Origin of the sequence: Streptomyces sp. NPDC048566 (assembly GCF_043199735.1) — a bacterium.
In the GTDB taxonomy this organism is placed as follows: Bacteria; Actinomycetota; Actinomycetes; order Streptomycetales; family Streptomycetaceae; genus Streptomyces.
In genome coordinates, this window is sequence record NZ_JBICWL010000020.1 from 60,896 (window position 1) to 82,776 (window position 21,881).

The 21,881-nt window shown below is 70.1% G+C and carries 13 protein-coding genes; 10 read left to right on the forward strand and 3 right to left on the reverse strand.

Annotated features, from left to right (window positions below; all coding sequences use genetic code 11):
• The first annotated feature begins 233 nt into the window (after positions 1 to 233).
• Positions 234 to 3,512, forward strand: coding sequence for a GH92 family glycosyl hydrolase (locus ACGFS9_RS25275; RefSeq protein ID WP_393256404.1), 3,279 nt, complete (start codon positions 234 to 236; stop codon positions 3,510 to 3,512).
• A 130-nt stretch (positions 3,513 to 3,642) separates the two neighbouring features.
• On the opposite strand, the gene ACGFS9_RS25280 is transcribed toward ACGFS9_RS25275, so the two are convergent.
• Positions 3,643 to 7,467 carry a GH92 family glycosyl hydrolase gene (locus ACGFS9_RS25280; protein WP_393256406.1) on the reverse strand — a complete coding sequence of 1,275 codons (3,825 nt, stop codon included), beginning with the start codon at positions 7,465 to 7,467 and terminating at the stop codon, positions 3,643 to 3,645.
• Between the two features lie 483 nt (positions 7,468 to 7,950).
• Between ACGFS9_RS25280 and ngcE the strand changes: the two genes are divergently transcribed.
• The 9 genes from ngcE (at position 7,951) to ACGFS9_RS25325 (ending at position 20,243) form a co-directional block, all read left to right on the forward strand.
• A complete protein-coding gene (gene ngcE, locus ACGFS9_RS25285; protein ID WP_393256408.1) occupies positions 7,951 to 9,399 on the forward strand; it encodes an N-acetylglucosamine/diacetylchitobiose ABC transporter substrate-binding protein in 1,449 nt (482 codons plus the stop codon).
• A 34-nt stretch (positions 9,400 to 9,433) separates the two neighbouring features.
• On the forward strand, positions 9,434 to 10,366 hold the full coding sequence (locus ACGFS9_RS25290) for a carbohydrate ABC transporter permease (protein WP_393256409.1): 933 nt from the start codon (positions 9,434 to 9,436) through the stop codon (positions 10,364 to 10,366).
• A gap of 15 nt (positions 10,367 to 10,381) precedes the next feature.
• The gene (locus tag ACGFS9_RS25295; RefSeq protein ID WP_393256411.1) at positions 10,382 to 11,320 is read left to right on the forward strand and encodes a carbohydrate ABC transporter permease; all 939 of its coding nucleotides are present in this window, start codon (positions 10,382 to 10,384) and stop codon (positions 11,318 to 11,320) included.
• A gap of 414 nt (positions 11,321 to 11,734) precedes the next feature.
• Positions 11,735 to 12,934 carry an ROK family transcriptional regulator gene (locus tag ACGFS9_RS25300; RefSeq protein WP_393256412.1) on the forward strand — a complete coding sequence of 400 codons (1,200 nt, stop codon included), beginning with the start codon at positions 11,735 to 11,737 and terminating at the stop codon, positions 12,932 to 12,934.
• Positions 12,935 to 13,067: 133 nt separating this feature from the next.
• Positions 13,068 to 14,168 carry a substrate-binding domain-containing protein gene (locus ACGFS9_RS25305; RefSeq protein ID WP_393256461.1) on the forward strand — a complete coding sequence of 367 codons (1,101 nt, stop codon included), beginning with the start codon at positions 13,068 to 13,070 and terminating at the stop codon, positions 14,166 to 14,168.
• A gap of 185 nt (positions 14,169 to 14,353) precedes the next feature.
• Positions 14,354 to 15,145 carry an ATP-binding cassette domain-containing protein gene (locus tag ACGFS9_RS25310; RefSeq protein WP_393256413.1) on the forward strand — a complete coding sequence of 264 codons (792 nt, stop codon included), beginning with the start codon at positions 14,354 to 14,356 and terminating at the stop codon, positions 15,143 to 15,145.
• The gene (locus tag ACGFS9_RS25315) at positions 15,142 to 16,434 is read left to right on the forward strand and encodes a sugar ABC transporter permease (protein WP_393256414.1); all 1,293 of its coding nucleotides are present in this window, start codon (positions 15,142 to 15,144) and stop codon (positions 16,432 to 16,434) included. The genes ACGFS9_RS25310 and ACGFS9_RS25315 overlap by 4 nt, the downstream gene beginning before the upstream one ends.
• 195 nt (positions 16,435 to 16,629) lie before the next feature.
• Positions 16,630 to 18,561: a 1-deoxy-D-xylulose-5-phosphate synthase gene (gene dxs, locus ACGFS9_RS25320; RefSeq protein WP_393256415.1), complete on the forward strand. Its 1,932-nt coding sequence runs from the start codon at positions 16,630 to 16,632 to the stop codon at positions 18,559 to 18,561.
• Positions 18,562 to 18,716: 155 nt separating this feature from the next.
• On the forward strand, positions 18,717 to 20,243 hold the full coding sequence (locus tag ACGFS9_RS25325) for an amino acid permease (RefSeq protein ID WP_393256417.1): 1,527 nt from the start codon (positions 18,717 to 18,719) through the stop codon (positions 20,241 to 20,243).
• A 263-nt stretch (positions 20,244 to 20,506) separates the two neighbouring features.
• On the opposite strand, the gene ACGFS9_RS25330 is transcribed toward ACGFS9_RS25325, so the two are convergent.
• Both ACGFS9_RS25330 and ACGFS9_RS25335 read right to left on the reverse strand, forming a co-directional pair.
• Positions 20,507 to 20,881: an NTP pyrophosphohydrolase gene (locus ACGFS9_RS25330; protein WP_393256418.1), complete on the reverse strand. Its 375-nt coding sequence runs from the start codon at positions 20,879 to 20,881 to the stop codon at positions 20,507 to 20,509.
• A 4-nt stretch (positions 20,882 to 20,885) separates the two neighbouring features.
• On the reverse strand, positions 20,886 to 21,779 hold the full coding sequence (locus ACGFS9_RS25335) for a hypothetical protein (protein ID WP_393256420.1): 894 nt from the start codon (positions 21,777 to 21,779) through the stop codon (positions 20,886 to 20,888).
• Positions 21,780 to 21,881 lie beyond the last annotated feature (102 nt).

A 21,881-nucleotide genomic window follows, 5' to 3' on the forward strand; every position in this document is an offset into this window, starting at 1 on the left:
ATGGTCTGTACCGACTGTACCGCTCCAACGGACAACGATGTCAAGGAAGTTGGCGGATATGCGGCACGTGCCGTGGCCGGGAGGCGCCGGGCCGCCGGATCCTCGCCGTTCCGCGGCGGGCGCGCCGTCCGGGGCGGACGCGGTCTTCCGTGGTACCCGTGACGCACGTTACTGTCCCAGCGGCTTGTGCGACCCGTGGTGCGCGACCCGTCCGAAGGAGGAGGGGCCGCGTCATGCGTTTCCGTCCGTCATCCGTCCTGCTGGCCGTCGTCCTGACGGCCGCGGGCGCCACTCCGGCGCTCGCCGCACCCCCGTCCGGCCCACCGGACCTCGTCCGGGACCCCACCGTCCACGTCGACCCGCTCATCGGCACCAGGAACGGCGGCAACGTCTTCCCGGGCGCCGTCACCCCCTTCGGGATGCTGTCCTGGAGCCCCGAGAACACCCGCGGCGACGCCACCCGCACCGCCGCTCCCGGCGGCTACCAGTACGACGCCACCCGCATCCGGGGCTTCAGCCTCACCCACATGTCCGGAACCGGATGCGCCGGCGGCAGCGGCGACATCCCGTTCTTCCCCTACGCAGGCGAGGTCACCTCCTCCCCGGCCGCCGACACCGAGGACGCCGTCTACGCGTCCGACTTCGCGCACACCGACGAGCGGGCCGAGCCCGGCCACTACGCGGTCGGACTCGCCTCCGGGGTGAGCGCCGACCTCACCGCCACCGCGCGCACCGGCTCGGGCCGCTTCACCTTCCCCGCGGACAAACCCGCCTCGCTGCTGATCCGCACGGCCAACTCCGAGGTCGGATCGAGCGCCTCGACCGTCCGTATCGACCCGGCGACGCACACGGTCTCCGGCTCCGTCACCTCCGGCGACTTCTGCGGCTACCTCGACCCCGAGGGCCGCCGCTCCTACTACACCCTGTACTTCACCGCCCGCTTCGACCGGGACTTCGTCAAGACCGGCACCTGGCAGGACGACCGGCTCAGCCCCGGGTCCACCGAGGCGAGCGGCGGCACCGGCGGATTCGCGCAGGGCGGCCGTCCCGTCGCCGGCAAGGGCGCCGGCGGCTGGGTGGAGTTCGCGCCCGGCACCGGCCCGGTGAACGTCAAGGTCGGCATCTCCTATGTCAGCCCGGCCGGCGCCCGGGCCAACCTCGCCGCCGAGAACCCGCCGTCCCGCTCCTTCGACTCCGTCCGGGAGGCCGCGCACCGCGCCTGGCGGGACCGGCTCGGTGCCATCGCCGTCGGCGGCGGCACCGGCAGCGACCGCACCACCTTCTACACCGCGCTCTACCACTGCCTGCTGCACCCGAACGTCATCAGCGACGCCGACCGCAGATACCGCGGCCCCGACGACAGGGTGCACACCGTCGGCCGGGGCCACGCCGCCCAGTACGGCACCTTCTCCGGCTGGGACGTCTACCGCTCGCAGGTCCAGCTGCTGACCCTGCTCGATCCGGAAACCGGCTCCGACATCGCGCAGTCGCTGCTCGAACTGGCCCGGCAGAACGGCGGGGTCTGGGACCGGTGGCTGCACGGCGCGAGCGGTACCCACGTCATGAACGGCGACCCCTCCGCACCCGCCCTCGCCGGCATCCGCGCCTTCGGCGGCACCGGCTTCGACCTGCGGGGAGCCCTCGACTCGCTGGTGAAGGCGGCCACCGTACCGACCGAGGGGGACCTGTCCCCGGCCGGCAAACCCGTCCTCTCGGTCGGACAGCGGCCCTCCCTCGACAAGTACCTCGACCACCACTACATGCCGTCCGTGTCCAACGCCTGGGGCGGCGCCGCGGAGACCCTGGAGATGTCCGGCGCCGACTTCGCCCTCGCGCAACTGGCCGCGGCGGCCGGCCGGAAGAAGACCGCGGCCGAGTTCACGCGGCGTTCCCAGTGGTGGCAGAACAACTTCAACATCGCGGCCGACCCCGGCGGCGGCTACATCGCCAACCGCAGGGCCGACGGCAGCTGGGTCACCGGATTCACCCCCGCCACCGGCAACGGCTTCGTGGAGGGCACCGCCGCCCAGTACACCTGGATGGTCCAGCACGACCCGGCGGGCCTCTTCGCCGCGATGGGCGGCCGCGACAAGGCCCTCGCACGCCTCGACGCCTTCTTCCACGACGACGACGGCGGCTGGGCGTTCACCGGCTCCGGCGGCGACAAGTCCGAGCTGGACAACGAGCCGTCGATCAACGTCCCCTACCTGTACGACTACGCGGGCGCCCCCTACAAGGCGCAGGAGACCGTCCGCGCCGCGATGACCCGGCTGTGGTCGACCGCGCCGGAGGGCATCCCCGGCAACGACGACCTCGGCGAGATGTCGTCCTGGTACGTCTTCTCCGCGCTCGGCATGTACCCCCAGGTCCCCTCCCGCGCCGAACTCACCCTGGCCTCACCGCTGTTCCCGAGGATCGAGATCGACCGCCCGGGCCGGCGCGACATCGAGATCCGGGCCCGGGGCGCCGCGGCGGACGCCCCCTACATCCGGTCGCTGCGCGTCGACGGCCGCGCCGGCGAGCGGCCCTGGCTCCCCGCCTCGTTCGTCCGCGACGGCGGCACCCTGGACTACACGCTGTCCTCCGCCCCCGACACGGCGTGGGGGAGCGCGGAGCAGGCGGCGCCGCCCTCCTTCCGCACCGGTGAGCAGCCGTACCAGATCGGGGTCGGCCCGACGGCGGCCACGCTGGCGCCCGGCGGCAGCGCCGCGCTCGACATCCGCGCCCTCGCGCTGAGCGGCGGCACCGGACCCGACGTCCGCTTCCACGTGGACACCCCCGACGGAGTGACGGCGACACCCGCCGAGGGCACCGTCACCGACGGCGCCCAGCGGATCACGCTCACCGCCGCCGACGACGTCGAGCAGGGGTTCCACGACGTCAAGGTCACGGTGACCTCCGCCGACACCTCGTACGCCCAGCCCGTCGCCCTGACCGTGGCGGCCCCGGGTTCCCTGCTCGCGGCCTACGACAACACCGGTGTCTCCGACGACGCGGGTGACCACGACGAGGCCGACTTCGACGGCGGCGGCTGGAGTTACTCCCGGCAGGCCCTCGCCGACGCGGGGCTGACCCCGGGCCGGCCGGGCACGGTGGACGGCCTCGGCTTCACCTGGCCCGACTCGCCCGCGGGCCGCCCCGACAACGCCTCGGCGCACGGCCAGACCATCGAACTGGCCGACTCGGCACGCCGGTTGTCCTTCGTCGGCAGCGCCGTCAACGGCAACCAGCGGAGCCGGGCGACCGTCACCTACACCGACGGCGGCACCGAATCGGTCGAACTGGCCTTCACCGACTGGACCGTCGGCGGTGGGGGCGGCACCGTCCAGTACGGCAACCTCACCGTCGCCGAGGCCGCCTACCGCAACGTGGCCGGCGCCGACAAGGACCCGGTGGCCACGTACGTCTTCGCCACCAAGCCCTTCGAGGCCCCGGCCGGCCGCACCGTCAAGAGCGTCACGCTTCCCGGCAACGCGGACCTGCACGTCTTCACCCTCGCGGTGAGTGCCTGAGCAGATGACCAGCCGAGCCGTCGGCGGCGCGAGGTGAGCCGCCGGCAACGCGGGGCGGGCCCGGAGTCTCCTCCGGGCCCGCCCCTTCTGCCGTGCCGTGCGGTGTCCGCGGTGTGCCGTGCCGCCCGTGTCAGGCGAGCAGTTCCACCTCCGCGAGGGTCGCCGGTCCGTCGAGGACGAGCCGGTAGTGGGCGTACGAGCCCGGATGCGGAACCGAGAACGCCCGGGTCTGCCTGTCCCACGGGAAGGACTCGCCGGAGCGCCGGTCGAGGTCCTTCCACGTCGTGCCGTCCGGGGAGCCCTGGAGGGTCCAGCCGGCCGGCGCCTTGGTGTGGTCCGAGCAGGTCAGCGTGTACTGCACGCCCTTGGTCGCGTCGCCCACCGGCAGGTCCACCGAGGTGACGGTGGCGTCCGTGGCCGAGGTGTTGTCGAAGAGCGCGCCATCACCCGTGAGGGTGTCCGCGCGCGGCGACGGCACCTTGTCGTCCTGGGTGATCGACGTGGGGGCCGCGTCCTTGCCGGTGCCCCACGAGGACGGCTTCGCGCCCATGTCGAACTCCAGCACACCGCCCTTCGCGATCAGCGAGTTCGGCAGCGACGTCGAGCTCCAGCGCTTGCCGTTGACCCTGACGCCCTGCACGTAGACGTTCTTCGCGCTGTTGCGCGGCGCCTTGACCACCAGGTCCCGGCCGTTCTCCAGGTGGACGGTCGCCTTGGTGAACAGCGGGGAGCCGATGGCGTACTCGCCGCCGCCCATCACCAGCGGGTAGAAGCCGAGCGAGGAGAACAGGTACCAGGCCGACTGCTCGCCGTTGTCCTCGTCGCCGTGGTAGCCCTGCCCGATCTCGCTGCCCACGTAGAGGCGGGAGAGGACCTCGCGGACGTTCCTCTGGGCCTTCCACGGCTGACCGGCCGCGTCGTACATGTAGTTCACATGGTGGGCCACCTGGTTGGAGTGCCCGTACATGCCCATCCGGACGTCCCGCGCCTCGGTCATCTCGTGGATCACGCCGCCGTAGGAGCCGACGACCTCCGGGGAGGCCGTCTCGGGGGTCGCGAAGTACGTGTCGAGCTTGTCCGCGAGCGCGGAGCGGCCCCCGTACAGGTTCGCCAGACCCCGCGAGTCCTGCGGCGCGGTGAAGGCGTACCCCCAGCCGTTGGTCTCGGTGTAGTCGTAGCCCCACACGCGCGGGTCGTACGTCGCGGAGTCGACCCGCCAGGCGCCCTTCGCGTCACGGCCCTGGAAGAAGCCGGCCTTCGGGTCGAAGAGGTTCACGTAGTCCTGGGCGCGGTTGCGGAAGTAGTCCGACTCCTCCTTGTAGCGCTTCTTGCCGGTCTTCTCGTAGAGCGCGCGGCCCATCTCGGCGATGCCGTAGTCGTTGACGTAGCCCTCCATCGCCCACGACAGGCCCTCGCCGGTGGCCGTGCTGGTGTAGCCGAGGAAGGGCGAGGTGGCCATGCCCTTGCGGCCGACGCCGGAGGCCGGGGGGACGACCGTGGCGTTCTTCAGGGCCGCCGCGTACGCCGCCTCGGCGTCGAACTCGACGCCCTTGACGTACGCGTCCGCGAACGCCACGTCCGAGGAGGTGCCGGTCATCAGGTCGGCGTAGCCGGGCGAGGACCAGCGCGAGGTCCAGCCGCCGTCCTTGTACTGCTGCACGAAGCCGTCGACCATCTCACCCGCCTGACCGGGCGTCAGGAACGAGTAGGCGGGCCAGGTGGTCCGGTAGGTGTCCCAGAAGCCGTTGTTGACGTACACCTTGCCGTCGACGATCTTCGCGCCGGTGTGGGTGGGGGTGTCCGGGCCGGGCATCGGGGAGAACGGCGAGGCGTACCGGTAGGCCGATCCGACCTTCTCGAAGCCGGAGTTCGGGTACAGGTACAGCCGGTACATGCTGGAGTACAGCGTCGTCAGCTGGTCCGGGGTGGCGCCCTGGACCTCGACCCGGCCCAGCAGCCGGTCCCACTGCTTGCGCGCACGGGTCTTCACCGCGGTGAACGAGGTGCCGTCCGGGATCTCCTGCCGGAGGTTGTCCTTGGCCTGGTCGACGCTGATCAGCGAGGTCGCCAGGCGCAGCGTGACGGAGTGGTCCGCGCCGGGCCGGAACTTCAGGTAGCCCTTGACGCCGCTGGAACCGCCGGCCGTGACGGGGGCGTCGACCTTGCCGTAGACGAACAGCCGGGTGGCGCCGGTGGACAGGCCGGACTTGACGTCGGAGTAGCCGGTGACCACCCCCGCGTCGGTGTCCAGACTCAGTCCGGCCTGCTCGGTCACGTTGTCGAAGAGCAGGTTCGCGTCGTCACCGGGGTAGGTGAAACGCAGGGCCGCCGCGTGGTCCGTCGGCGCCATCTCGGCCGTGAGGCCGTTCTCGAAGGTCACCCCGTAGTAGTACGGGCGTGCGGTCTCGTTCTCGTGGCGGAAGGCCAGCTCGCGGGCGTCCCGGCCGGTCTCCGGGGTGCCCGACGCCGTCGAGGGCATCACCTGGAAGGTCTGCCGGTCGCCCATCCAGGGGCTCGGCTCGTGGCTGGCGCTGAAGGCCTGGATGGTCGGCAGGTTGTCCGCGTTGTTCGCCCGCGCGTAGTCGTACAGCCAGCTCAGCGAGCCCGCGTTGGTGACCGGCGTCCAGAAGTTGAAGCCGTGCGGTACGGCCGTCGCGGGGAAGTTGTTGCCGCGCGAGAAGCCCCCGCTGGAGTTCGTGCCCCGGGTGGTGAGGGCGTAGTCGGACAGATGCGCCTTCGGCCGTTCCGGCGCCGCCCGCCGCAGGGTGACGTCGTCGAGCCAGCCGCGGAACGTGTTGGGTCCCTTCGGCGAGTCGTAGGCGAGGAGGATGCGGTCGACGGTCTTCCCGGCGGCGACCGATCCGATCCGCGAGGTCACGTCGTTCCACTGGTTGACGTACAGCACCTTGGCGGCGCCCTGGCCCTGCGGGGTCAGCGCGAACCCGTGCTGGTCCACGGCGTCCAGCCCGCTCAGCGAGGTGCCGTCGGTGAAGACCAGGTCCACGGCCACGTTGGTCGCGTCGTAGTCACGGTCGCCGTCGGCCATCGAGGGGAAGATCCGGTAGCCCAGTTCGGTGTCCCGTTTGACGCGCACGTTGACGTCGAAGACCTTGTTGTACGAGTACGCCCGCCCGTCGCCCTGGTGGGTGCCCGCGTACCGCAGGGCCCGCTTGCCGGTGAAGCCCGCGCCCGCCTTGGCGGTGGGCGAGCCGCTCGGCCCGCGGTCCACCAGCGAGAGCATGTCCTTGGGCGTCGGGTCGTCGGTCTTGCCGGTGGAGAACTGGACGTCGGCGAGCTGGAGGATGTCGCCGCCGTGGTTCCCGGTGACGTCGAGCCGGAAGTGCCGGTACTCGGCCGGGCTCGCGAGATCGTACGACCTGGTCTGGAAGCGCTCCGAGAAGGACTCGCCGGAGCGGGTGTCGAGGGTCTTCCAGTCCTTGCCGTCCGTCGAGCCCTTCAGGGTCCAGTCCCTCGGGTCCCGCTCGTCGTGGTCGTTCGCGGAGGTGAGCGCGTAGGTGACCACCGTGACCGGTGCGTCCAGGTCGAACTCCGCCCAGCCGGTGGTGTGGAACGTCAGCCACTTGGTGCTCGGCTCGCCGTCGACGAGGTTCTCCTTGACCTCTCCGCCGCCGGTGTTCTCGTCGCTCGCCCGTACGTCGGTGACGTGGTCGGTGACGTTGCCGGGGATGCCGGTGCTGTAGCCGCCGTCCACTCCGGAGGACCGCTTCGTCCCGTCCGGTGCCGTGTCCACCGTGCTGATCCAGTCCGGTGCCGGATCGTCCGCCTCGAACGAGGAGCTGAACTCGCGGTCGGGCACCGCCGCTCGCGCGGGCAGGGCGACCGCCACCCCCTGCGAGGCGGCCAGCAGCGACAGTGCCGCCACCCCCAGCGCGACGGGGGACAGCCGTCCGGCGCGCCCCGTGGAACTGCGTCTGTACCGAGCCCTCTGCTGCATGCGCGAGCCCTCCCAGGACATCGACAACGTTGTCAATTCAGTGCGCAAGGACTATTGGGGCGTCAAGTGGTGCACGCTGTCAAGGGTGTTGGGTGAGGCATCCGGGGCGAATGTGAAGCGGCGAACCGCGTCGGGGCGTCATTGTGCGAGGCCGGTCCCGGCAGGGCTTCGCCGGGGTGGTCCGTGGCTGCCCCATATTTCCGGGAGGTCTCAACTCGGAAAAGACCGACGGGCAAACCTGCATTCGATCTTGCTCCGCTGGCGGGAAGTGGACTATACCTGTCGCGTCCGGCCAGTCGATCGACCGGCTCTGGACAGGCAGGACCCAGGGGGGAAATGCGGGGGCAGGCGGACCGTGTCTCATACACGTATCGTCGGCGCGCCCTCGTGAATCCCCCACGCACGACCCCAGCTTGACCTAACCGCGGTGCCGGGGAGGATCCGGTTCACCGCCTGAGTCCTGGAGAAGGCGAGGACTTGAGCATGGGATCCACTTCCGCCGAGAACAGCACCCCCGAGGGTGTCGGCCGCCGTGACCTCATCAAGAGGTCGGCCGCACTCGGTCTGATCTCCGTCCCGACGATGAGCTTCCTCTCCGCCTGCGCGAGCGGCGGCGGCGACGACAGCTCGGACGACAAGGGCACCGGCAAGACCAGCAAGGACAACCCCTTCGGCGTGAAGAAGGGCGGCGGCAAGCTCGACGTCGTCGTCTTCAAGGGCGGCTACGGCGACGACTACGCCAAGGCATGGGAAGCGGCCTTCGACAAGAAGTGGGGCACCAAGAGCGCCCACACCGGCACCCAGGAGATCACCGGCAAGCTCCAGCCGCGCTTCAACGGCGGCAACCCGCCGGACATCGTCGACGACTCGGGCGCCCAGCAGATCAAGCTGGACGTGCTCTACAAGAACGGCAACCTGCTCGACCTGGCCGCGGTGCTCGACGCCCCGTCGATCGACGACCCGGCCAAGAAGGTCCGCGACACCCTCATCCCGGGCACGCTCGACCCCGGCCTCCAGGGCGGCAAGGTCGTGGCCCTCAACTACATCTACACGGTGTGGGGTCTGTGGTACTCCGGCAAGCTCTTCAAGGAGAAGGGCTGGGACGTCCCCAAGACCTGGGACGACTTCCTCGCCCTGTGCAAGGACGCCAAGTCGCAGGGCATCGGCGGCCTCGCCCACCAGGGCAAGTACCCCTACTACATCAACGTCGCCATCATGGACCTGATCGCCAAGAAGGGCGGTCTGGACGCCATGAAGGCGATCGACAACCTCGACCCCAAGGCGTTCGTCGGCTCCGACGCCGCCCAGGCCGCCGTCGAGGCGATCTACGAGGTCGTCGAAAAGGGCTACCTGATGTCGGGCACCAACGGCCTGACCCACACCGAGTCGCAGACCCGCTGGAACCAGTACAAGGCCGCCTTCATCACCTGCGGCTCCTGGCTGGAGAACGAGCAGCTCAAGCAGACCCCGGACGACTTCGACATGAAGTTCATGCCGATGCCCACCCTGCCCGACAGCGCCCTGCCGTTCGAGGCGATCCGGGCCGGCTCCGGCGAGCCCTTCATCATCCCGGCCAAGGCCGCCAACCTCCCCGAGGCCAAGGAGTTCATGCGCTCCATGCTCTCCAAGGAGTGGTCGACGCTCTTCGCCCAGAAGGCCAACTCGCTCACCATCCTCAAGGACGGTGTCTCCGACGGCGTGCAGCTGCGCCCCGGCACGCAGTCCACGGTCGAGGCGTCCAAGGCCGCCGGCGACAACACCTTCAACTACCTGTACCCCAACTGGTACAGCGAGATGGACGTGTCCATCCAGAACGCGTCCAACGAGCTGATGGCCAAGCGTATTCAGCCGAAGGAATGGCTGAAGCGGGCCCAGGCGGCCGTCGACAAGGCGGCCAAGGACCCGGAATCCAAGAAGAACCACCGCGACTGATCACGTAAACCCGGCACACCAGGGGCAGGATGCCATGCGAAAAGGGCAGTACCGGTTCGTCGCGGGGTTTCTCCTCGCACCTTTGGCGCTGTATCTGATCTTCGTGATCTGGCCTTACCTACAGACCATCGGCTACTCCTTCACCGACTGGAAGGGCCAGTCGCAGACCTTCAGTTTCGTCGGCCTGGACAATTACAAGGCGCTGTTCCAGGACGACGTATTCCTCGGAGCGATCTGGCACAACATCCTGTTCCTGGTGTTCATCCCGGTGATCACCATCCTGCTCGCCCTCTTCTTCGCCTTCATGGTGAACGCGGGCGGGCGGGGCGGCGCCGGCGGCGTGCAGGGCGTCGCCGGCTCGCGCTTCTACAAGATCGTGTACTTCTTCCCGCAGGTCCTGTCCCTCGCGATCGTCGCGGTGCTCTTCGGAGCCCTGTACCGCAGTGACAGCGGCGGGCTGCTCAACGGCCTGCTCATCAAGCTGGGCCTGGTCGACGGCCGCAACCCCGTCGAGTGGATGAACGAGCCCAACCTGGTGCTCTGGTGCCTGATGGCCGTCGTCGTCTGGCACGGCGTCGGCTTCTACCTCGTCCTCTTCTCGGCCGCCATGCAGTCGATCCCGAAGGACATCTACGAGGCCGCGCTGCTCGACGGCGCGAGCCGCACCCACACCTTCTTCCGGGTCACGCTGCCCCTGCTGTGGGACACCGTGCAGACGGCCTGGGTCTACCTCGGCATCATCGCGATGGACATGTTCGTCCTCGTCTCCACCATGACCCAGGGCACCGGGTACGGCGGCGGGCCGGACCACCACAGCGAGGTCATGTCCAACGTCATGATGCGCAACTTCCTCTACTACGGAAAGAGCGGCTACGCCTGCGCGATGGGCGTCGTCATGCTCCTTCTCACCCTGGTCCTGTCCGTGGTCACGCTGCGCGCCACCCGCCGCGACCGCATCGAGTTCTGAGCGGGAGAGACGACAATGAGCGCACCCATCACGGATCAGGCCACGGTCGGCGGTGCCGCAGTGCCCCCGCAGCGCGCGGCGAAGAAGTCCCCGCCCCGGCCGGGCGACAAGCGCACCGAGGGCCTGGCCCTCAACGTCTTCTCGCACGGCTTCCTCGCCCTGTGGGCCGTCCTGATCATCCTGCCGCTGCTCTGGCTCGTCCTGAGCTCCTTCAAGACCGACACCCAGATCGGCGGCTCGGCCCTCGGCTGGCCCTCGAACTGGCAGCTGGACGTCTTCAGCCGGGCCTGGAACAAGGGCATCGGCGACTACTTCGCCAACACCCTGATCGTGCTGGTCTTCTCGGTCCCGCTGACCATGCTCCTCGGGGCGATGGCCGCGTACGTCCTGGCCCGCTACGAGTTCCCGGGCAACCGGCTCGTCTACTACTTCTTCGTCGGCGGGGCCATGTTCCCCGTCTTCCTCGCCCTGGTCCCGCTGTTCTTCATGGTCAAACGCCTGGACATGCTGAACTCGTACCAGGGTCTGATCCTGGTGTACGTCGCCTACTCGCTGCCGTTCACCGTGTTCTTCATGCACGCGTTCTTCCGGACGCTGCCGGGGGCCGTCTTCGAGGCCGCCGTCCTCGACGGCGCCTCGCACACCCGGGCCTTCTTCCAGGTGATGCTCCCGATGGCCAAGCCCGGACTGCTCAGCGTCGGCATCTTCAACGTGCTGGGCCAGTGGAACCAGTACATCCTGCCGTCGGTGCTGATGCAGCCGCAGAGCAGTTCGGACCCTGAACGCTACGTCCTGACCCAGGGACTCATCCAGCTCCAGCAGCAGCAGGGGTACGCCACCGACCTCCCCGTGCTCTTCGCGGGCGTGACGATCGCGATGATCCCCATGCTCGTCGTCTACCTGTCCTTCCAGCGCCAGGTCCAGGCGGGCCTGACCTCGGCCACGCTCAAGTAGCCGCCCGCGCCGCCCCGCGCCTGCGCCACCCCCGTCCGGCGGGGGTGGCGCAGGCGCGAGGCGGCCGTTCACCGCACGGGCGCGCGCCCGGTGACCGTCCTGCCGCCGGGAGGGCGGCCGGGGGCGTCCGGCGGGCGCGACGAGCGCGCCCGCCCGCAACCGGCGACGTGATCGCGCCCCCGCGGGACGGTGACGACGTGTACGGAGTCCGGACACCGCCGCTGTGACCTCACCCACAGGCGATGCGCCCCGTCCGGGGGCGCCGCCTCCGGGGCGGGGCGCTCCCGCGTGCTCATCCGTGCCGGATCCGGCTCAACCTCTTGACGGGAGGTAACCCGAACGGCTCAGCTTAGAGTTCACTAGTTGGACATAGGCGGGGTCTCATCGTGGCGGCCCCGTACGCGGGAGGTCGTCGTGGAGACTCCGGGGTCGCAGTCGTCGCTGCACCGAGCCAATCTGGAGCGCGTCGTGCGAGCGGTGCGCCTTGCCGGATCGCTCACGCAGGCGGAGATCGCGAGGACGACGGGCCTGTCCGCCGCGACCGTCTCCAATATCGTCCGTGAGCTGAAGGACGGGGGGACGGTCGAGGTCACGCCCACCTCGGCGGGCGGGCGCCGGGCCCGCAGCGTGTCGCTGAGCGGGGACGCCGGCATCGTCATCGGGGTCGACTTCGGGCACACCCACCTGCGCGTCGCGGTCGGGAACCTCGCCCATCAGGTGCTGGCGGAGGAGTCGGAACCGCTGGACGTGGACGCCTCGGCCGCGCAGGGCTTCGACCGGGCCGAGGAGCTGGTCGGCCGGCTGATCGCGGCGACGGGTGTGGACCGCTCCAAGATCGCGGGCGTGGGGCTCGGCGTGCCGGGTCCCATCGACGTGGAGTCGGGCACCCTGGGGTCCACCTCGATCCTGCCGGGCTGGACCGGCGCGCGGCCCGCCGAGGAGCTGCGGGGGCGGCTCGGCGTGCCCGTGCACGTGGACAACGACGCCAACCTGGGCGCGCTCGGCGAGATGGTCTGGGGGAGCGGGCGCGGGGTCAGGGACCTGGCCTACATCAAGGTCGCGAGCGGTGTGGGCGCCGGCCTGGTGATCGACGGGAAGATCTATCGCGGTCCCGGCGGCACGGCGGGAGAAATCGGGCATATTACCCTTGATGAATCCGGCCCCGTGTGCCGATGCGGCAACCGCGGCTGCCTGGAGACCTTCGCGGCGGCGCGTTACGTGCTGCCGCTCCTCCAGTCCAGCCACGGTACGGACCTGACGATGGAAGGCGTGGTCAGGCTGGCGCGGGACGGTGATCCGGGCTGCCGTCGGGTGATCGCCGACGTCGGCCGACATATCGGGAGCGGAGTCGCGAACCTCTGCAATCTGCTCAACCCGAGCCGGGTCGTCCTCGGCGGCGATCTCGCCGAGTCCGGAGAGCTCGTTCTCGGGCCCATCAGGGAGTCCGTGGGTCGCTATGCGATCCCCAGTGCCGCACGCCAACTCTCGGTGCTGCCAGGCGCGTTGGGGGGCCGTGCGGAGGTGCTCGGGGCGCTCGCTCTCGCGCTCAGCGAGATGGGCGATTCGACCCTTCTGGACGGGTCTCTCAGCGCCGTCGCGCCTGCCTTCACTTAGAGAACGCATGGCACCGTTGCCATCTCGTTAAGTATTTACTTCTTGACGTCGCACGTGTGGCCGAGTTGACTTCCAGCCACCTCGGCCGCAACGACGCGGCCTCGTCAGGGAGGTTTCTGAAGTGAACACGCAGATGCGTCGTGCCGCCGTTGCCGTTGCCGCTGGTGCGATGGCTGTTTCGCTGGCCGCTTGTGGCAGTGCCAAGGAGTCGGGCGGCGGGAGCGACAGCTCCGAGAGCTCCGCCAAGAAGGGCGACGCGATCAAGGTCGGTCTGCTCCTTCCGGAGAACCAGACGGCCCGCTACGAGAAGTTCGACAAGCCGCTGATCGAGAAGAAGGTCAAGGAGCTCACGAACGGCAAGGGCGAGGTCGTCTACGCCAACGCCAAGCAGGACGCGAGCACCCAGAACCAGCAGGTCGACACCATGATCACCAACAAGGTGGACGTGCTGATCGTCGACGCCGTGGACTCCGCCGCGATCAAGAGCTCGGTCCAGAAGGCCAAGGACGCCGGCATCCCGGTGGTGGCCTACGACCGCCTCGCCCAGGGCCCGATCTCGGCCTACACGTCGTTCGACAACAAGACCGTCGGCAAGACGCAGGGCGAGGCCCTCCTCAAGGCCCTGGGCTCCAAGGCCAAGGACGGCAAGATCGTCATGATGAACGGGTCGGTCACCGACCCCAACGCCGCCCAGTTCAAGGCCGGCGCCCACGAGGTGCTCGACGGCAAGGTGAACATCGGCAAGGAGTACGACACCAAGGAGTGGAAGCCGGAGAACGCCAACTCCAACATGGAGGGCGCCATCTCGGCTCTCGGCAAGAAGAACATCATCGGTGTCTACTCCGCCAACGACGGCATGGCCGGCGGTATCATCACCGCCCTCAAGGCCGTCGGCATCAAGGTTCCGGTCACCGGCCAGGACGCCGAGCTCGCGGGTGTGCAGCGCATCGTCACCGGCGACCAGTTCATGAGCGTCTACAAGCCGTACGCCCCGGAGGCCGACGCCGCCGCGGAGATGGCCGTCGCGCTCGCCCAGGGCAAGTCGCTCGACTCCGTCGCCAAGGACAAGGTCGACAGCCCGACCACCAAGCAGGTCCCGTCGGTGCTCGTCCCGGTCACCTCGCTGACCAAGGACAACATCAAGGACACCGTCGTCAAGGACGGCGTCTACACGGTCGACGACATCTGCACCTCGGCCTACGCCGCGGCCTGCAAGAAGATCGGCCTGCAGTAGCAGCCCTCGCGAGTCCCCAACCGCGTACGGGACTGCGGACGAGCATTCCCGTACGGGACTCGCGTGACGCGAAGCCCCTCCGGCGCCCCGTATCCAACAGCCCCGCAAGCTAGGCGGGGCGCCGGACGGAAACACCCCTCCACAAACTTCTGCACAACCTCCCGCCGGGTCAGGCGGCGAAGGAGATGGTTCACGTGTCCGCTACGCCTGTTCTGGCGTTGCGCGGGGTCTCCAAGCGATTCGGTGCCGTCCAGGCGCTCACCGACGTAGAGCTTGAAGTCCACGCCGGTGAAGTGGTCGCCCTGGTGGGCGACAACGGCGCCGGAAAGTCCACGCTGGTCAAGACGATCGCCGGCGTGCACCCCATCGATGAGGGCGTCATCGAGTGGGACGGCAAGGCCGTCCAGATCAACCGCCCGCACGACGCCCAGCACCTGGGCATCGCGACGGTCTACCAGGACCTCGCGCTCTGCGACAACATCGACGTCGTGGGCAACCTCTACCTGGGTCGCGAGCTGAAGAAGCGCGGCGTCCTGGACGAGGTCGAGATGGAGCGCCGCTCCCGCGAGCTGCTGGACACGCTGTCCATCCGCATCCCGAGCGTCCGCATCCCGATCGCCTCGCTCTCCGGCGGTCAGCGCCAGACCGTCGCGATCGCCCGTTCGATGCTCGGTGAGCCGAAGCTCGTCATCCTCGACGAGCCCACCGCCGCCCTCGGCGTCGAGCAGACCGCCCAGGTGCTCGACCTGGTCGAGCGGCTGCGCGAGCGGGGTCACGCGGTCATCCTCATCAGCCACAACATGGCCGACGTGAAGGCCGTGGCCGACAAGGTCGCCGTGCTGCGTCTCGGACGCAACAACGGCATCTTCGAGGTCAAGTCGACCTCCCAGGAAGAGATCATTTCCGCCATCACGGGCGCCACGGAGAACGCCGTGACCCGTCGTGCGGCACGTGGCAACGGGGAGGCTCAGAAGTGAGCATCGACAAGACTTCAGAGACCCCGGGGGACCACGTCGTGGAGAACCCCGAGGCCGCCGCCGGCTCCGACGTCGCGGTGGACCCCCGCCTGCTGGTGCGCGAGCAGGGCCTCACGGGCTACGTCACCGAGTTCAAGCGCAAGGTGAAGGGCGGTGACCTCGGCTCCATCCCGGTCGTCATCGGCCTCGTCGTCATCTGGATCATCTTCCAGAGCCTGAACTCCAACTTCCTCACCGCGGGCAACCTGTCCGACATCTCGGTGGCCATGGTCGGCACCGGCATGATCGCCGTCGGTATCGTCTTCGTCCTGCTGCTGGGCGAGATCGACCTCTCGGTCGGTTCGGTGTCCGGTGTGGCGGGCGCGATGTTCGCGGTGCTGAGCGTCACTCACGGCATGAACGAGTGGCTCGCCATGGTGCTCGCCATCCTCACCGGATCGGTCATCGGCGCGATCCACGGGTTCTTCTTCGCGAGGATCGGCGTCCCGGCCTTCGCGGTGACGCTGGCCGGCCTGCTGTTCTGGCAGGGCTTCATGCTCAAGATCCTGGGCAGCAACGGCACCATCAACCTCGACAGCAACGGTGTCGTCGCCAAGCTGACCAGCTACTACTTCACCGACGTGGCCGCCGCCTACGTGCTCGCCATCGCGGTGACCGTGCTGTACTTCCTCAGCGCCTTCTACGACAACCGCCGCCGCGAGGCCGCGGGCGTGCCGTCCCGGCCCCTGAGCGACACCGTCCTGCGCACCGTGCTGATCGCGGTCGTCGCGTTCGCCGCGGCCATCGTCTACAACCAGTACAAGGGCCTGCCGCTGGCCGTGGTGCTGTTCCTCGCGGTCCTGATCCTGACGGACTTCGTGCTGCGCCGCACCACGTACGGCCGCAAGATCTTCGCGCTCGGCGGCAGCGTCGAGGCCTCGCGGCGCGCCGGCATCAACGTGGAGATGATCCGGATCTCGGTCTTCTCGATCGCCGGCACCTTCGCCGCGATCGGCGGCCTCTTCGTCGCCTCGAAGATCGCCTCCGCCAACCAGGGCGCCGGCACCGGTGAGTTCCTCATGAACGTCATCGCCGCCGCCGTGATCGGCGGTACCTCCCTCTTCGGTGGCCGGGGCCGCACCTGGAACGCCCTGCTGGGTGTCCTGGTGATCGTCTCGATCCAGTACGGCCTGGCCCTGGAGGGCGTCGGCTCCCCGGTCCAGTACATGATCACCGGTGGCGTGCTCCTCGCCACGGTCGTCATCGACGCCGTCACCCGCAAGACCCAGAAGACGGCGGGTCGCGCGTAGGGTTCACTCCCTTCACAGCCCTGTGCCCGGCACCAATGGCGGTGCCGGGCACAGCCATGTCACGAATGCGAACGCGTGTTCCCGTGGAGTGGGGCCGATCGTGTGGTGCGGATCGCCGGGCCCGGACCGCGCCCGCGCAGGCGGAACATTAGACTCGACCAAGCCCGGCAACAGCTCTACTGCAAGGAGGCACGGGTGCCGCTGCTGACCCGCATCACGGGACCGCGCGATCTGGACCGGCTCAGCCTGGAGCAGCTGGACCAGCTGGCCGGCGAGATCAGGACCTTCCTCGTCGACGCGGTCTCCAAGACCGGCGGCCACCTCGGCCCCAACCTCGGTGTCGTGGAGCTGACCCTCGCCCTGCACCGCGTCTTCGACTCGCCCAGGGACCGGGTGCTGTGGGACACCGGACACCAGTCCTACGTCCACAAGCTGCTCACCGGCCGTCAGGACTTCTCCCGCCTCAAGATGAAGGGCGGCCTGTCCGGCTACCCCTCGCAGGCCGAGTCCGAGCACGACGTGATCGAGAACAGCCACGCCTCCACGGTGCTCGGCTGGGCCGACGGCCTGGCCAAGGCCAACGAGGTCCTCGGCCGGGACGACCACGTCGTCGCCGTCATCGGCGACGGCGCCCTCACCGGCGGCATGGCCTGGGAGGCGCTGAACAACATCGCCGACGCCAAGGACCGCCCGCTGATCATCGTCGTCAACGACAACGAGCGGTCCTACGCGCCGACCATCGGCGGCCTCGCGAACCACCTGGCGACCCTGCGCACCACCGACGGCTACGAGCGCTTCCTGGCCCGCGGCAAGGACCTGCTGGAGCGCACCCCGGTCGTCGGCAAGCCCCTGTACGAGACGCTGCACGGGGCGAAGAAGGGGCTGAAGGACTTCATCGCCCCGCAGGGCATGTTCGAGGACCTCGGCCTGAAGTACGTCGGCCCGATCGACGGCCACGACATCGAGGCGCTGGAGTCGGCGCTGGCCCGCGCCAAGCGGTTCGGCGGCCCGGTGATCGTGCACTGCCTCACCGAGAAGGGCCGCGGCTACCAGCCCGCCCTCCAGGACGAGGCGGACCGCTTCCACGGCATCGGCCCCATCCACCCCGACACCGGGCTCCCCATCAAGGCGTCCGGCGCCGACTGGACGTCCGTCTTCGGCGACGAGATGGTCGCGCTGGGCAAGGAGCGCGAGGACATCGTCGCGATCACCGCGGCGATGCTCCAGCCGGTCGGCCTGAAGAAGTTCGCCGACGCCTTCCCGAACCGCATCTACGACGTCGGCATCGCCGAGCAGCACGGCGCCGTCTCGGCCGCGGGCCTGGCCACCGGCGGACTCCACCCGGTCTTCGCCGTCTACGCGACCTTCCTCAACCGCGCCTTCGACCAGGTCCTGATGGACGTGGCCCTGCACAAGTGCGGTGTGACCTTCGTCCTGGACCGCGCGGGCGTCACCGGCACGGACGGCGCCTCGCACAACGGCATGTGGGACATGTCCATCCTCCAGGTCGTGCCCACCCTCAGGCTCGCCGCCCCGCGCGACGCCGACCAGGTCCGCGCCCAGCTCCGCGAGGCCGTGGAGGTGAAGGACGCGCCCACCGTCGTCCGCTTCTCCAAGGGCGCGGTCGGCCCGGCGGTCGCCGCCGTCGGCCGGATCGGCGGGATGGACGTGCTGCGCGCGCCCGGCACCGACGCCCCGGACGTGCTCCTGGTCTCCGTCGGCGCACTCGCCCCGATGTGCCTGGAGATCGCCGCGCTCCTGGACCGGCAGGGCATCTCCACCACCGTGGTCGACCCGCGCTGGGTCAAGCCGGTCGACGAGGCCATGGCCCCGCTCGCCGAGCAGCACCGCGTGGTCGTCACCGTCGAGGACAACTCCCGCGTCGGCGGTGTCGGCTCGACCATCGCCCAGGCGCTGCGCGACGCGGGCGTCGACGTCCCGCTGCGGGACTTCGGCATCCCGCCACGCTTCCTCGACCACGCCTCCCGCGCCGAGGTCATGGCCGAGATCGGGCTGACCGCGCCGGACATCGCCCGCCAGGTCACCGGCCTGGTCGCCAAGCTCGACGGGCGCTACGAGCGCACCGCCCCGCAGGCCGCGGACATCGTCGAGCCGGCCCGCGACTGACCGCCGCCCCACGGACGACAGGGCCGAAGGGCCGGTTCCACCACGCTGGACGGGTGGTGCAACCGGCCGTTCGCGTTAACGGGACCCGCGTCGGGGCATAGGTCTCACCTGCCCTCTCGATGATGTCGAGGACGACAAGCGTGGGAGGTACGTCCGTGAGCAACACCCTCTTCAGAACGAAGAAGGTCGAACAGTCGATCGCCGACACCGAGGAGCCGGAGCACGCGCTCAAGAAGTCGCTGTCCGCCCTGGACCTCACCGTCTTCGGCGTGGGCGTCATCATCGGCACCGGCATCTTCGTGCTCACCGGCAAGGTGGCCAAGGAGAACGCGGGGCCCGGCGTCTCGCTCGCCTTCGCCGTCGCCGGCGTGGCCTGCGCGCTGGCCGCCCTCTGCTACGCGGAGTTCGCCTCCACGGTGCCGGTCGCCGGATCGGCGTACACCTTCTCCTACGCCTCCCTCGGCGAGCTGCCCGCCTGGATCATCGGCTGGGACCTGGTCCTGGAGTTCGCGCTCGGCACGGCGGTGGTGGCCGTCGGCTGGTCGGGCTACGTCCGCTCCCTCATGGATAACGCCGGCTGGCATCTGCCCGAGGCCCTCAGCGGGCGCGAGGGGGCCACCGGGTTCGGCTTCGACATCCTCGCCGCCGCCCTGGTGCTGGTGCTGACCGCCATCCTGGTCATCGGCGTGAAGCTCTCCGCGCGGGTCACCACGCTGGTCGTGGCGATCAAGGTCACCGTCGTGATGATCGTGATCATCGCCGGCGCCTTCTTCATCAGCGGCGACAACTACAAGCCCTTCATCCCCAAGGCGCAGAACGTCGAGGCCGGCAGCGGCATCAAGTCGCCGCTGATCCAGCTCATGTTCGGCTGGGCCCCGACGAACTTCGGCCTGCTCGGCATCTTCACCGCCGCGTCGGTCGTGTTCTTCGCCTTCATCGGCTTCGACGTGGTCGCGACGGCCGCCGAGGAGACGAAGAACCCGCAGCGGGACATGCCCCGCGGCATCCTCGGCTCCCTGTTCATCTGCACCGCGCTCTACGTCCTCGTGTCGATCGTGGTCACCGGGATGCAGAAGTACACCGAGCTGTCCGTCGACGCCCCGCTCGCCGACGCCTTCAAGGCCACCGGGCACCCCTGGTTCGCGGGCGTCATCAGCTTCGGCGCCGCCGTCGGCCTCACCACGGTCTGCATGATCCTGCTGCTCGGCCAGACCCGGGTGTTCTTCGCGATGAGCCGTGACGGACTGCTGCCGCGGTTCTTCTCCCGCGTCCACCCGCGGTTCCGCACCCCGCACCGGCCGACGATCCTGCTCGGCGTGCTCATCGCGATCCTCGCGGGCTTCACGAGCCTGAGCGAGCTGGCCGAGCTGGTGAACATCGGCACGCTCTTCGCCTTCGTGGTGGTCGCCATCGGCGTCGTCATCCTGCGCCGTACCCGCCCCGACCTGCACCGCGCCTTCCGTACCCCGTGGGTTCCGGTGGTGCCGATCCTGTCGGTCCTCGCGTCCCTGTGGCTGATGCTCAACCTGCCCGCGGAGACCTGGCTGCGGTTCGGGATCTGGATGGTGATCGGCTGCGTCGTGTACTTCCTGTACGGCCGCTCGCACAGCCGGCTGGCCCGCGCGGAGGAACCGGCACCGGCCTCCGGCGGCCCGCGTCCGCCCTCCGGCCCGACCGCCTGACGCACCCCACCCACCCTTCGGTCCGCACACCGCCGCTCCCGCAGCCCGCCGGCCCCGTACACCCACCGCCCGGTGGGCGTACGGGGCCGGCGCCGCTCCCGCCCCGCCCTCCGGGCCGCTCGGCCCTCCCGCCCCGCTCCGCCTTCCGGGCCGCGCGCCGTTCCCGCCCCGCTCCGGTGCCGTTCCGTCCCGGCCCGCCCGCGGTGCCTGGAGGGGCGGCGCCCGGGGGCGGCCGGGGGGTGCCAGGGGTGCCGGGGGAGTGGTCAGGCGCCGGGGCGGACGGTGCGGGGGCCGGTGACCTCCGCGCCGTGCTCGGCCACCCGGCGGCGCAGTTCGCGATCGGCGGTCACGACGAGGCGGTCGCGGCCGGGCGAGGCGGCGACGAGTTCCACGATCCGGTCGTCGCCGCTGCCGGGCGCCGCGTCCACCGTGACCCCGGGCACGCTGTCCACGCCCCGGGCGGCGCCCTCCACCACCAGGACGATCTCCAGCGGGCCCGGGCGGCCGGCCACCCCGGCCTCCGCGAGAGGGGCGAGCCGGTCCCGAAGCCGCTCGGCCGCCCCCCGCCGGTCCCGCCACCAGCCGTCGGGCACCGATCCGACCACGTTGGCGCCGTCCACGATCAGCAGAGTCGTCATGGGGTCAGCGTGGCAGAGGGTGCCGGGCCCAGTCGCCCGTCACGAGGGACACGGCCGCGGCGGCCCGCACGGACTCCGGGCCGCCGCCGCGCGGCCCCGGAGCGAACTCCACGTGCAGGAACGGCACCCCGGCCGCGGCGGCGGCGCGCCCCTGGACGTTGTCCCGTCCGGCGAGCGGGCAGGAGCGGGCCCAGGCCCGGCACACCGCGAAGTGCCGGGAGCCCAGCGCGTCGGCGAGCCGGCGGCCCGACGCCACCGCGTCCTCGCCCGCTCCCGTCGAGGCGATCACGTCGTAGCGCGGCGCCGACCTCTGCGCGAATCCGTGCAGCTGGACACCGGGCACACCGCGCCGCACGAGCTCGGCGCAGACGGCGTGGAAGACCGTGTCCCGCCGATGGGCCACGTCCGCCGCATTCCCGTCACCCGATGTGCGATGTGCACCGGCAACCACCAGGAGACCGCCGGGGGCGTCCCGCAGGACCCGTACGCCCAGCGTCTGCGTGTTCCGGTCGGAGACCGGATGGGGCACCTGGACGGACCACCTGACGGGGTGCTCCAGGTCGAGGAGGACGCGGCCCCAGCCGCGCGCCGAGGCTCCCTCGTCGACGCGGTCGTACACCTCTGCGAATCGTCGGCCCGTCGCGCTGTCGGTGACGGTGCGCACGGCGAAGTCCACTTCGGCGAGCCGCTGTTCGGCCTGCTCGCGACGGCCGTCGAGGAGCAGGCCCACCCCCTGCGCGACGGTCTCGCGTTCGGTGCGCGACGGCGGCCGGAAGGAGCCGCCGGGTGTGAACCGCTCGGTGTAGGCGGCGATGGAGCGCGCCAGGTCGACCCGAGGTGGTCCGTCCGCACCGGCGCCCGCGGAGTGGGCGCCGCCGGTGCCGTGATGTCCGCGCACGACAGCCGTTCCCCAACCTGCCAGAGCGGCGAGGAGCAAGAGAAGTGTTGCGATCGTTATCGTTCTGGAGCGGTTTGCCCTCATGGTTGTATCAAGATATCT

Excerpts from the sequence above, each read along its gene's own strand:
- ACGFS9_RS25275 (WP_393256404.1), top strand. The coding sequence starts at position 234 with ATGCGTTTCCGTCCGTCATCCGTCCTGCTGGCCGTCGTCCTGACGGCC.
- ACGFS9_RS25280 (WP_393256406.1), bottom strand. The coding sequence starts at position 7,467 with ATGCAGCAGAGGGCTCGGTACAGACGCAGTTCCACGGGGCGCGCCGGA.
- ngcE (WP_393256408.1), top strand. The coding sequence starts at position 7,951 with ATGGGATCCACTTCCGCCGAGAACAGCACCCCCGAGGGTGTCGGCCGC.
- ACGFS9_RS25290 (WP_393256409.1), top strand. The coding sequence starts at position 9,434 with ATGCGAAAAGGGCAGTACCGGTTCGTCGCGGGGTTTCTCCTCGCACCT.
- ACGFS9_RS25295 (WP_393256411.1), top strand. The coding sequence starts at position 10,382 with ATGAGCGCACCCATCACGGATCAGGCCACGGTCGGCGGTGCCGCAGTG.
- ACGFS9_RS25305 (WP_393256461.1), top strand. The coding sequence starts at position 13,068 with ATGCGTCGTGCCGCCGTTGCCGTTGCCGCTGGTGCGATGGCTGTTTCG.
- ACGFS9_RS25310 (WP_393256413.1), top strand. The coding sequence starts at position 14,354 with ATGGTTCACGTGTCCGCTACGCCTGTTCTGGCGTTGCGCGGGGTCTCC.
- ACGFS9_RS25330 (WP_393256418.1), bottom strand. The coding sequence starts at position 20,881 with ATGACGACTCTGCTGATCGTGGACGGCGCCAACGTGGTCGGATCGGTG.